Source organism: Altererythrobacter sp. Z27 (assembly GCF_052683155.1).
On sequence record NZ_JBQYMC010000001.1, the window covers coordinates 2,571,564 to 2,583,640 of the forward strand.

Consider the following 12,077-nt stretch of genomic DNA (forward strand, 5'->3'; position numbering starts at 1 on the left):
CTTGTCTGGCAGACAGACGGCGGGTGCTAAGGTCCGTCGTCAAAAGGGAAACAGCCCTAACCTACAGCTAAGGTCCCCAAGTCATCACTAAGTGGGAAAGCATGTGGGAATCCCAAAACAACCAGGAGGTTGGCTTAGAAGCAGCCATCCTTTAAAGAAAGCGTAACAGCTCACTGGTCTAAATAAGGGTTCCTGCGGCGAAGATGTATCGGGGCTAAAGTGATGCACCGAAGCTTAGGGTTCAGTCTTATGACTGAGCGGTAGCGGAGCGTTCCGTAGGTGGTTGAAGCCGAAGGGTAACCGACGGTGGACATATCGGAAGTGCGAATGCTGACATGAGTAGCGACAAAGAGGGTGAGATGCCCTCTCGCCGAAAGACCAAGGGTTCCTGCGCAACGCTAATCGGCGCAGGGTGAGCCGGCCCCTAAGACGAGCCCGAAGGGGGTAGTCGATGGGAACCACGTTAATATTCGTGGGCCTGGAGATGTGTGACGGATCGCGGAAGTTGTGTGTCCTTATTGGATTGGACATGCAGCCAAGTGGTTCCAGGAAATAGCCTCTCCGTATAGACCGTACCCGAAACCGACACAGGTGGTCAGGTAGAGTATACCAAGGCGCTTGAGAGAAGTATCCTGAAGGAACTCGGCAAATTGCCTCCGTACCTTCGGAAGAAGGAGGCCCCATCTTAAGGCAACTTTTGGTGGGGGGCACAGGCCAGGGGGTAGCGACTGTTTAGCAAAAACACAGGACTCTGCTAAGTCGGCTTCAAGACGACGTATAGGGTCTGACGCCTGCCCGGTGCTGGAAGGTTAAGAGGAGGAGTGCAAGCTCCGAATTGAAGCCCCAGTAAACGGCGGCCGTAACTATAACGGTCCTAAGGTAGCGAAATTCCTTGTCGGGTAAGTTCCGACCTGCACGAATGGCGTAACGACTTCCCCACTGTCTCCAGGATATGCTCAGCGAAATTGAATTCTCCGTGAAGATGCGGAGTACCCGCGGTTAGACGGAAAGACCCCGTGCACCTTTACTGCAGCTTCAGAGTGGCATTAGGAAAGAGTTGTGTAGCATAGGTGGGAGGCTTTGAAGCGACGGCGCCAGCTGTCGTGGAGCCATAGGTGAAATACCACCCTGCTGTTTTCTGATGTCTAACCAGCTACCGTTATCCGGTAGTGGGACCCTCTGTGGCGGGTAGTTTGACTGGGGCGGTCGCCTCCTAAAGAGTAACGGAGGCGCGCGATGGTAGGCTCAGGCCGGTTGGAAACCGGCTGTTAGAGTGCAATGGCATAAGCCTGCCTGACTGCGAGACTGACGAGTCGAGCAGAGACGAAAGTCGGTCATAGTGATCCGGTGGTCCCTCGTGGAAGGGCCATCGCTCAACGGATAAAAGGTACGCCGGGGATAACAGGCTGATGATTCCCAAGAGCTCATATCGACGGAATCGTTTGGCACCTCGATGTCGGCTCATCACATCCTGGGGCTGGAGCAGGTCCCAAGGGTTTGGCTGTTCGCCAATTAAAGTGGTACGTGAGCTGGGTTCAGAACGTCGCGAGACAGTTTGGTCCCTATCTGCCGTGGGCGTCGATACTTGAAAGGAGTTGCCCCTAGTACGAGAGGACCGGGGTGAACATGCCTCTGGTGTACCTGTCATCCTGCCAAGGGTGCCGCAGGGTAGCTATGCATGGACGGGATAACCGCTGAAAGCATCTAAGCGGGAAGCCTCCCTTAAGATAAGGTATCTTCGAACCGTCGTAGACCACGACGTTGATAGGCTGGGTGTGGAAGCGCAGTAATGCGTGGAGCTAACCAGTCCTAATAGTTCTGATCGCGCTTGATGAATCCCGCCATCAATGACAGCCCTGCAACGCAGGCTGGCATTGTGAGGAGGAACCTCAAAGCCAGATACGCCCAGAACACCCTTGAAAAAGGGGCATCGATTTAACCCGCATCCGCCTGCTTCATTGCTTGGTGGCCATAGCGCCTGTGACCCACCCGATCCCATCTCGAACTCGGCCGTGAAACCAGGTAGCGCCGATGGTACTAACGCTTAAGCGTTGGAAGAGTAGGTCGTCGCCAGGCATTGTAGCCGGCGGGTGCGCGGAAAGACCCATTCACAAGTCGAAGGGCTGACCCCACAAGGGCGGCCCTTTTGGCGTCTCTACAGACGTTGATCTTAACGGTGCCGCGGGGTGGAGCAGTCCGGTAGCTCGTCAGGCTCATAACCTGAAGGTCGTTGGTTCAAATCCAACCCCCGCAACCAATACGGACATACCAGCGCCGCCTTCCTTCATGGAGGCGGCGTTTGTCGTTTTGGTGCGTCGGGCCGTTGGATGCGTTAGCGCCAAGAGATGGCCTGCGGCGTGCCCGGTTCATCGGATCGGTCTGTACGGTATCATCTCCGTCGATGCGCCAACGGTTTGTGCTCCATGAGACGTCCCAGTCCAGCCCTCTTTCGGGGCTTCCTTAGCTCTCGACCATATTGTGGTGCACCAAACGAGCATTCCTGGTCAGGCTGCTGCTGCGCACAAGCTCTGACCGGTGGCCCACGCAATAGCACGTTCTTGCACCAGCATACGAAAAAGGGGCCGCAATAAATGCGGCCCCTACAAGCTTCCAAAAGCTAGCTGATGGTGTTGGACTGCGTGCCTCGCAGCTCGCTTCAGGATTAAGCCGTGCGGACCTTGGAGAGGAATTCGTGAACCTGCTTGCGCAGGGTCGAAGCCTGTTCCTCGAGGTCGGTAGCCGAGGAGAGGACTTGCGAGGCAGCTGCGCCGGTCGAAAGCGAGAGTTCACGCACATCGTCGATATGGCTCGAGACCGCGTCGGTGGCACGTGCCGCCATGTCGATGCTGCGCGCCAGATCCTGGCCGGCCACAGACTGCTGGTCGACCGCCGATGCGATCGAAACCGCTGTGGCTTCGAGCTGCCCGACCTGGCTCGCAATGTTGCGAAGCGCCTTGACGCTCGCGCCAGTGGTGTCCTGCATCGCTCGGATCTGCTCGGCGACCTGCTCGGTCGCGCGACTGGTCTGCGTTGCCAGTTCCTTGACTTCGGATGCAACCACCGCAAAGCCCCGGCCCGCTTCGCCGCCTCGGGCGGCCTCAATCGAAGCGTTGAGCGCCAGCAGGTTGGTCCGCTGGGCGATCGTTTTGATCAGCTCGACCACTTCACCCACTTCTTCCGCAGATTCCGACAGAGCCGAAATGGTCGCGTCCGCCTCGCTTGCCGATGTGCTCGCTTCGCGTGCCAACTCGGCCGACGAGGCTGCCTGGCGGCTGATTTCGCCGATAGACATGGCGAACTCGTCACTCGCGGCAGCCGCAGCGGTCGCGCCAGCGTTTGCTTCTTCCATCGACTTCGAAACGATTGCGGTCTGCCGCGTCGATTCCTCGGCCGAGTTGGCCATCGCCGAAGCTGTCGTCTGCAGCTGGCTCGAAGCCGCCGCCACGCCGCCCACGACATCGCCCACCGTCCGTTCGAACTGGTCCGCGAACTCGCGCAGGACTTGAGCCTTTTCTTCGCGTGCCGCTTCCTGTTCTTCCAACTCTTCCTTGGCGCGATCGGCGCGTTCCTTTGCCCAGCGCTCCAGCTTGATATTGGCACGTTTGAACAGCGCGATGGCGCGTAGCATTTCGCCGATTTCGTCCTTGCGATCGATCCCGACGATTTCGAAATGGCGGTTGCCGCCCGCAAGCATGGTCATGCCGCCGGTGATTTCTGCGACCTTCGATGCGAAATCGCGCGAAAGATAGCGCAGGCCGGCCACCATTACTGCGGCGCCGAGAGCAATAACCAGCGCGACGATCGCCATCATGCGGTAGAAATAGCTCAATCCGGCATCTTCTATCGCACGCGAGGCCACAGTCATGTCCGTTTCGAAGGCGGCTGCCTGATCGAAAAGGGCATCGCCCTGCGCCGAAAGTTCATAAGCCAGCTTCACCGAAGCCGGGCTTTGGCCTTCGCGGACCAGATTGGCGCGCAGTTCTTCGAACTTGGCGTCATAGGCAGTGAAGCCGGTTCCGATCGCATCGACTTTGGCAGTGAAAGAGGGCAGGTGCTCGTCGATCACGCCGCGCACTTCGGTGAGCCGCTGCTGCGCGCTGGCGTAGCTCTGGCGTTGACGTTCTAGCGCTGCGTCCTCGCGACCAAAGATGAAACGCACCGCATTGTAGCGGAATTCACCTGTGGTGCTGCGCATGTCGGCCGATGCCAGCACCGCATTCTGCACCTCCGAATGCGTTTTGTAGCGACCATAGAGGTCGGCAATGCCGAGGCCCAGCACAAGCGACATGACGATGATTGCGCCAAGGAAGGAACGGAAGAGGACCTGGATCTTCCCGGCCAGCGGCAAGTCGTGGAACCATGCCTTCAGGCGGAACCGCGAAGCGGGCGCTCCGTCTGCCACGGGGCCAAAGTCCTGTTCAACCTCTGCCCGCAACTGTTTGGCAACGTCATCGATAGCGCTCATGCGACACCCTTATGCGAAAAAATTGCGCCCGAACTGCGATCGGCGCGGACGCGGTCTAGTAGCTGGCTGATTTGATCCGACGGCATGGCCTTGTAGAAAAGCCAGCCCTGGATCTGGTCGCAGCCTGCGGTGCGAACCATGTCGGCTTGTTCCTTGGTTTCGACGCCTTCTGCGGTGACGCCCATCTTGAGCGCACGCGCAACGGTGATGCTGGATAGCATCATCGCGCGCGAGCCTTCGTCGGTTCCGGCATCGACCACCAGCGAGCGGTCGAGCTTGAGCTTTTCGAAGCGGAACTGGCGCAGGAACCCGATCGAGGCATAGCCCGTACCGAAATCGTCGAGCGAAACGTTGACGCCGAAACCGCGAATGACCGCAAGGTTGCGCTCGGCCACCACCGGATCCATCACCAGGCAGGTCTCGGTGATTTCGAGCTCGAGCCGTTCGGCGGGAAAGCCGGTTTCCTCGAGGATATGGCCCAACTGTACCGGGAACTCGGGGTTGCGCAATTGCGCCGCCGAGATGTTCACCGACAGCATGATATCGTCCCATGCCCGCGCATCGGTGCAGGCGCGACGCAGTACCCACAACCCGATCGCATTGATGAAGCCGGACTCTTCCGCGACGGGGATGAAGATGTGCGGGCCGACTTGCTGGCCGTCCGGCCGATTCCAGCGGATCAGCGCCTCGACTGCCACGATCTCGTGGGTCTCAGAATCTACCAGAGGTTGGTAATGCAGCGCGAATTCTTCGTTGGTTAGGGCGTGGCGCAGTTCAGTGTCCATCTCACGCTGGGCCTCGCGGTTTCGGTCGAGGTCTTGCGTGAACCAGGTACAGCGCATCTTCCCCGCGCGCTTGGATGCATACATCGCCACGTCGCAGCGGCGCAGCAGTTCAGATGAACTCAGCCCGTCCTTGCCAGTCGAACGCGTCAGTCCGATGCTGGCGCCAACTACGACTTCACGACCATTGACCGAGATCGGCTTGCCGAGTTCGGTGATGATCTTTCGGCAGATTCCCTCAAGAATATTGCCGGCGACGGGGCCTGCCATGGTGATTGCGAATTCGTCACCACCCAGCCGATAGCACCGCGCTTCCTCGCCGCAGGTTTCGCGAATGATCGCGGCACACGTGCGGATCAGCTGATCGCCCACGAAATGGCCGTAATGTTCATTAACCTGCTTAAAGCTGTCGAGATCGATCAGGGCCATGGCGACTTCTTCGCCGCTGATCTGGTCGTGTTCGACATCGCCATGTAGCGCGCGACGATTGGGAAGCTGGCTCAGATTATCCGTATCGTCGTCATGACCGATCGTGCCCGGCTGTACGGAGGCGATCTTGCCGAGATAGTAGATTGCGGCCGCGTAGAGCAGCACACCAGCGACCAGCAGCGATGCAGTGGTGGCGGAGGAAGCCTTGCTGCCCGCGCCGGTAGTGGACATGGCCATGCCCACCAGCAACGCCAGGGGTACCAGCGGCGCCGCCAGCAAAGGCAACCGTGTGGCTGCAATCCGGTGCATGTCCAGCTTCAATTCGGCCCCCTTCCGGCGCGATTATTGCGAGTCACCGCATAGCCTTAGCCATGATTTCGCTAAGGAAGCGTAAACCGCGCATTTACCTTGATTTGCGCTCGCCAGCGTCGCAGCTTTCCCTGGCTTCAATCCGCCATCGCATGCGCCATCGGCGCATTGGCGTGGACCGGCGAATAAATGCTGGCAAGGCCGCTGGCCGGAGTGAAAATATCCGTCTGCCCGACCACGGTTTCGCCCGCACCCAGCATCAGGAAGCCGTCCGGGGCAAGCGCCTGGCGCAGCCGTTCAAAGGCGGCGCCGCGCGTTTCCGGGTCGAAATAGAGCAATACGTTCCGGCACAGGATCAGGTCGAAGGGTTGGCGACTTGGCGGCGGGCCGAGCACGTTGTGGCGCTCGAAGCGCACTACCGAACGCTTGTCGGCATGCATCTGCCAACCAGATGCGGTCTCGTCGAAATGCGACAGCATTTGCTGCACGCTGAGGCCGCGCTGCACTTCGAACTGGCTGTAATGTCCGGTCCTGGCGGTCTGGATGACTTGCGCAGAGATATCGGTGCCGAGGATGTCGATCGACCAGCCTTCCCATCGCCGCGCCTGCTCGGCAAACTGGATGGCGAGCGAATGCACTTCCTGCCCGGTCGAGCATCCCGCGCACCAGATCTGCAGCCTGCGTCGATCGACGCGGCGTTCCGCAAGCATCGGGAAGATGCGCGAAGGAAGCTGGTCGAACGTGGGCTTGTCGCGGAAGAAATAGGTTTCGTTGTTGAGCAGGGCCTCGATCACGTCCTGCACCAGCCCGGGATCGGGCGGGCCGGCAAGAAGACAAGCGAGTTGGTCGACATTGGAAATGCCGCGCTCGCGGAAAACTCGCGAAAGCGCCGTGGCAACCCGCCAGCGGCGGCATTCCGTGAGCTGCTGGCCGGTATGCTCGGCCAGCAAGTCGGAAATCACCTGGAGCGAGGCGCTGCTTACTTCCATGCCGCCACCCCTGCGCAATCGAGAATTTCCTTCAGCAAGGCTTCGGGCGGGAGCGCCACTGTCGCGATCCCCTGGCTGACGACAGCGCCGGGCATGCCCCACACGGCCGAGCTTGCCTGGTCCTGCGCCAGCACCCGGCCACCGGCGGCGACAAGTTCTGCAGCGCCTTCCACTCCGTCGCGGCCCATCCCCGAAAGGATCACTGCGAGCGCATGGCCTGCCGTTGTTTCAGCAAGGCTGGCCAGCATCGGATCGACCGAGGGAAGGCAGCCGCTGCGCGCTGGAACAGCCGAAATGCGGGCCACCAGCCGGTCGCGTTCGCGCTTCACGACCATGTGGCCGTGACCGGTTGCGATGGCGATCTCGCCGCGCCGGATTTCGGTGCCGTCTTCGGCGATCCGGGTCGGCCGCGCCGCGACCATTTCCACCTGGCGCGCAAACACCGGAATGAAATTGGCGGGCAGGTGCTGGGTAATCAGGATCGGGAGGTCGAAACTGCGCGGCAGGTCGCGCAGCAGGATGTTGAGCGCATGGATCGCCCCAGTCGATCCGCCGATCGCGATCACCTCGGGCTGTTTGTGGCGTTGCCGTGCCACAGCCGCTGTCTCACGAAGATCTGCCGAGCGGGTTTGCGACCGGGCCTGCGCCTCTTCACGGTCGAGCCCGCCAAGCGCGTGGATCTTGTCCAGCAGCGTGGCGCGATAGGCATTGTCGAAGCCGCCCGGGCGCGGCTTGAGCATTGTGTCGGCTGCGCCCATCGACAGGGCGGCCACAGTGTGTTCGGCGCCGTCTTCAGTCAGCGAAGAAACGACCAATACCTGTGCGCCGTCGGCGGTCTCCAGGATCTTGGGCAAAGCCTCGAGCCCGCCCATTCCGGGCATTTCGAGATCGAGCAAGATCACGTCGACCGGCTTTTCGCGGAGGATCGCGATCGCGCGCTCGGCATTGCTGGCGGTCGTGGCGAGCTGCAGCGCAGGATCGTTTTCGATCATGCGCGAGAATACCGTGCGCACCGTCAGCGAATCGTCGACCACCATCACTCGCACTGGCGAACGACCGGCGGCGCGTTGCGGAGCGTTACGCAGGGGTTTTGGGGAAGGGAGCGGCTCCACCGAACCTGCCCTCAGTTGAAGCCGACCAGTTGGAGTTTTATCTGCAGCGTCTCGTGGTCGAACGGCTTCATCACATATTCGTCCGCTCCCGCGCTGATCGCCTCGCGGATATGCGCGACGTCGTTCTCGGTAGTGCAGAACACAACTTTCGGTTTGTCGCCGCCCGGGCGCTTGCGCAGCTGGACGATGAACTCGATCCCGCTCATCACGGGCATGTTCCAATCGAGCAGGACAACGTCGGGCATGGATTCGGAGCAGCGGTCGAGACCTTCGAGGCCGTTCTCAGCTTCGCTGACGGTAAAGCCGAGAGTTTCGAGGATATGCCTCGAAACCCGGCGGATTACCCGCGAATCATCGACGATCAGACACGTTTTCATGCGAACCCCTATTCCCTGTTTCGCGTTTTCTTAAGCGTGAGCCGTAACTATTACCTTAAGCCGCCGCCCGGGCCTCTGGAGGCCCTGCGATCAGCTCTGCGACGTTAAGCAGCAAGGCCGGCCCGCGATCGGTTTCGACCATGCCATAGCCAACCCGGTTCCAGCCTGCGCCGAACCCGCCGGGTACAGCGCCCGGTTCGCTCAATGCCGAAGCGATATCGTCGACCATATCGACCCTGAGCGCGTAGGAATGCCCGTCGACGCGGACCACTGCCGCGCGGCTGTCGGTGGCGAGACCTGCATTGTCCTGGCCGATGGCGCGACGGCAATCGATCACGGTCAGCACCTGGCTACGCAGCGCGGCGAGGCCCACTACGAAATCCGGCGACCGGGGCACCGGGGTAACTTCGCCAATGTCGATCACCGATTGCACGTCGGCGGCACGAAAGGCGCAGCTGCGCCCGGCCACTTCGGCCAATACCAGCAGTTCGCTCATGCGGCTGCTCCCTTGCCTGCCGCGCGCAGTGCCTTGAGCACAGCTTCGCGGTCGTAACGATAGATCGAGCTGCCGATTTCCTCGGGCGATGCCTGGTTGTCCGGCAGGCTGCGCAGGCGGATGACTTCGCCGCTCCCGGTCGAGGTAATCTGCTCGTCGAGCAGGATCGAAATGTCTGCCTTGTCCGCGCGTTTGGCCAGTTCGTATCCGGCGGCCTTGACCAGCGGCGCAAGGATGGTGCGCGCCCAGTCGCTGTCTGGCAGGTGGCACGCCAGCCCGGCGATGCGTTGCGGCACGGCGCCATGGCGCGCAAACAATGCGTGGCCATCGATCAGCGCAACGGTTTCGCCGCCGATCAGGGTCACAGCTTCGAGCAGCGGATCCTCTTCTGCCGGCACGAGTTCGCTGTCGAGCGCGACCGCATCCTCGATCGCCGCGATCGCGTGGAGCAATTCGCAGCTGCCGTCGGAAAGGCGGAGCATGCGCAGCTGGGCCGGCACTTCCTGGCCCGGCGTAATTCCCACCAGCGGCAGGATTTCGCCATCAACGACTGCGCGCACTGTACTGCTGCTGCGGTCGACCGCTTCGCCGGGAACGGTTTCGATCCGCTGGACCAGCTCAAGCCGCACCGCGCGCCGCGAACCGTCAAAGCCCCGGAACAGCATGGCCTGCGCCAATACTTCGCTTGCGGCCTTCTGTTCGAAATCGAGGTCGGAGCGGGCGAAACGCTCGCTCGCATCGGCCATTAGCTCATGTTGCGCAGCGATATTGGGAATGTCGAGCATCAGGATGGGGCGGCCGTCGTCGAGCAAGGTCGAGCCCGCGAAAATGCGGCTCCCCATGATCGCCGGGGCGAGCGGCTTGACCACCAAATCGCCGTGATTGTGGATCGCGTCGACCGCCAGCGCGAACAGATTGCCGCGCGCAAGCTTGAGCAGAACCATCACCTTGCGCGCCGGTGCATCATCCCGATCGATGCCAAGCACTTCCGAAAGCGCGAGGCACGGTGTGCGTTGGCCACGGAAAGTGACCAGTGCGGTTTCGCCGATCTGCGCAGGTTCGAGCTCGGCGGTGGCGCCGTGTACGATTTCCTCGACGAAGCCCTGCGGGATCGCAAAATGCTGCCCACTGGCCTCGACCGTGATCCCGGCAATAATGCTGAGCGTGAGCGGGATCTGCAGCGTGAATATTGTGCCGTGGCCGGGAGTGCTGGAAACCTGGATGGTCCCGCCGACCTTTTCGAGATTGGCGCGGACAACGTCCAGTCCGACACCGCGGCCCGAAACCGAGCTGACCTGTTCTGCGGTCGAAAGCCCGGGTGCAAAGACCAGCTGGACGATCTCGTTACGCGACATCTGTTTGAGCTCAGCTGCGCTGACGATGCCATTGGCTACGGCCTTGGCGGCGATGCGAGCCTCATCGAGACCCTTGCCGTCATCGCTGACGACGATCGAGATCGTGTTGCCGGACTGGCGCGCGGCGATCGACAACAGGCCGATTTCGCGCTTGCCCGCCTTCAGGCGATCGGCCGGGCTTTCGAAGCCATGGTCAATCGCATTGCGCAGGATATGCGTCATCGGATCGCGGATCATTTCGATCATCTCGCGGTCGAGTTCTACATCGCCCCCATCGAGGTCGATCATCACCTGCTTGCCAAGTTCGTTTGACAGGTCACGCACCAACCGCGGGAAAGCGCCGAAGAGATGGTCGATCCGCTGCATGCGCATACGGGTAACCGCGTCGCGCACGTCTGCGAGAATGGTGGTGAGGCGCTCGAACGGCCCGTCGATGGTCGGCTGGGTGCCTGCCTCGCGCAAGCGGTGCGCCAGGTCGTTGCGTGCCAGCACCATGTCCGAGACGCCGCTCATGACGCGGTCGAGCAGTTCGACCGGCAAGCGAATGGAGCGTTGCGTTGCGATGCCGCCAGAGCTGGCGGGTGCGGTCGTCGCATCTGACTGTTCGTTCTGCTGTCCGCCAGTGGCGGCAACGGGAAAGCTGTCGCAGAAATCCTCGTCGAGCGCGGCGATCAGGCCCTCGTCGCCTCCCTCAGCGAATTCCTCGCCCGCTTCGAGCGCGTCGACCATTTCCGCGATGCGATCGATGATCGCGAGCACTGCCGTGACCAGCGCGGCATCGGGTTCGCGGCGACCGTTGCGAACATCGGAGAGTGCATCTTCGGCCGCGTGGCTCAGCTGTTCGAGCCGGGGCAGGTCGAAGAAACCGCAATTGCCTTTGACGGTGTGGACGAAGCGGAAAATGGTATCGAGCCGCGCCCGGTCACCCGGATCGGCTTCCCAGGCGATTATTTCGCCTTCGCTCGCTTCGAGCAATTCGCGGGTTTCTTCAATGAAATCCGCCAGCAAGTCGTCCATCACTTCAGCCCTCGGCTCCGGCCCAATCTCCGAACTCTATGAGGGAAGATGGTTAACGAAGCGTCACCGGGCCAATTGCGATGTCGGGTGACGATGCCGGTCCGCGTCGGCAGCGCGGCTTGTGCGGCGCCGTGCCGCATGCGATAGGCGCCGCTCAGACAATGTGCGCAAAGGAGCCCGCACGTTCATGCCGCGCATGACCGTCAACGATCGTCCGCTCGAATTCGACATGGATCCGCAGACCCCGCTGCTTTGGGCACTGCGCGATGCGGCCAATCTCACCGGCACCAAATATGGCTGCGGCAATGGCGATTGCGGCGCTTGCATGGTGCTGGTCGATGGCGCGGCGCTGCGTTCCTGCCTTGTGACGATTGCCGAGGCCGAGGGGCGCTTCGTCACCACGATCGAAGGCTTGTCGCGCGACCGTTCGCATCCGGTCCAGCAGGCACTGGTGGCGGAACAGGCGATCCAGTGCGGCTTCTGCACCCCCGGTATCGCCATCGCCGCAGCGGCCCTGCTTCGTAGCAACGCCAATCCCAGCGAAGCGGAGATCAAGGCCGCGATCCCCAATCTCTGCCGATGCGGGGTCTATCCGCGGCTGGTGCGGGCGATCCAGCGCGCCGGGCGCGTGGCGCGGCGGCTGGAAACGATAAGTGCTGCACCGCCTCCAGGGATCAGCACCGAGGATGCGGCGCGCGAAGTGCCGGCTCTGCGTCCGGCACAAGTGCCCGAGGGCGAGTAATCCC

8 protein-coding genes, 1 tRNA gene and 2 rRNA genes (1 of these 11 only partly in view) are annotated in these 12,077 nt (G+C 61.5%); 4 read left to right on the plus strand and 7 right to left on the minus strand.

Annotated elements, in window-relative coordinates; genetic code table 11:
* The 3 genes from ACUJ47_RS12460 to ACUJ47_RS12470 form a co-directional block, all read left to right on the plus strand.
* Nucleotides 1–1,833: ribosomal RNA gene (locus ACUJ47_RS12460) — 23S ribosomal RNA — on the plus strand; it begins 957 nt to the left of the window's first position.
* A 128-nt stretch (nucleotides 1,834–1,961) separates the two neighbouring features.
* Nucleotides 1,962–2,076: ribosomal RNA gene (gene rrf, locus ACUJ47_RS12465) — 5S ribosomal RNA — on the plus strand.
* 104 nt (nucleotides 2,077–2,180) lie between these two features.
* Nucleotides 2,181–2,257 (plus strand) — tRNA-Met (locus tag ACUJ47_RS12470).
* Nucleotides 2,258–2,662: 405 nt separating this feature from the next.
* On the opposite strand, the gene ACUJ47_RS12475 is transcribed toward ACUJ47_RS12470, so the two are convergent.
* From ACUJ47_RS12475 to ACUJ47_RS12505, 7 genes are all read right to left on the minus strand, one after another.
* A complete protein-coding gene (locus tag ACUJ47_RS12475; protein ID WP_445538707.1) occupies nucleotides 2,663–4,465 on the minus strand; it encodes a methyl-accepting chemotaxis protein in 1,803 nt (600 codons plus the stop codon).
* Complete coding sequence (locus ACUJ47_RS12480; protein ID WP_445538708.1) at nucleotides 4,462–5,985, minus strand: putative bifunctional diguanylate cyclase/phosphodiesterase; 1,524 nt, start codon at nucleotides 5,983–5,985, stop codon at nucleotides 4,462–4,464. The genes ACUJ47_RS12475 and ACUJ47_RS12480 overlap by 4 nt, the downstream gene beginning before the upstream one ends.
* A gap of 137 nt (nucleotides 5,986–6,122) precedes the next feature.
* Complete coding sequence (locus ACUJ47_RS12485; protein WP_445538709.1) at nucleotides 6,123–6,974, minus strand: CheR family methyltransferase; 852 nt, start codon at nucleotides 6,972–6,974, stop codon at nucleotides 6,123–6,125.
* Nucleotides 6,965–8,011, minus strand: a complete 1,047-nt coding sequence (gene cheB / locus ACUJ47_RS12490; protein WP_445538901.1) for a chemotaxis-specific protein-glutamate methyltransferase CheB — start codon at nucleotides 8,009–8,011, stop codon at nucleotides 6,965–6,967. Before cheB ends, ACUJ47_RS12485 begins: the two co-directional genes overlap by 10 nt.
* Nucleotides 8,012–8,097: 86 nt before the next feature.
* On the minus strand, nucleotides 8,098–8,463 hold the full coding sequence (locus ACUJ47_RS12495) for a response regulator (protein WP_445538710.1): 366 nt from the start codon (nucleotides 8,461–8,463) through the stop codon (nucleotides 8,098–8,100).
* Between the two features lie 55 nt (nucleotides 8,464–8,518).
* On the minus strand, nucleotides 8,519–8,959 hold the full coding sequence (locus ACUJ47_RS12500; protein WP_445538711.1) for a chemotaxis protein CheW: 441 nt from the start codon (nucleotides 8,957–8,959) through the stop codon (nucleotides 8,519–8,521).
* A complete protein-coding gene (locus ACUJ47_RS12505) occupies nucleotides 8,956–11,331 on the minus strand; it encodes a chemotaxis protein CheA (protein WP_445538712.1) in 2,376 nt (791 codons plus the stop codon). Before ACUJ47_RS12505 ends, ACUJ47_RS12500 begins: the two co-directional genes overlap by 4 nt.
* Before the next feature lie 187 nt (nucleotides 11,332–11,518).
* Between ACUJ47_RS12505 and ACUJ47_RS12510 the strand changes: the two genes are divergently transcribed.
* The gene (locus ACUJ47_RS12510; protein WP_445538713.1) at nucleotides 11,519–12,073 is read left to right on the plus strand and encodes a (2Fe-2S)-binding protein; all 555 of its coding nucleotides are present in this window, start codon (nucleotides 11,519–11,521) and stop codon (nucleotides 12,071–12,073) included.
* Nucleotides 12,074–12,077 lie beyond the last annotated feature (4 nt).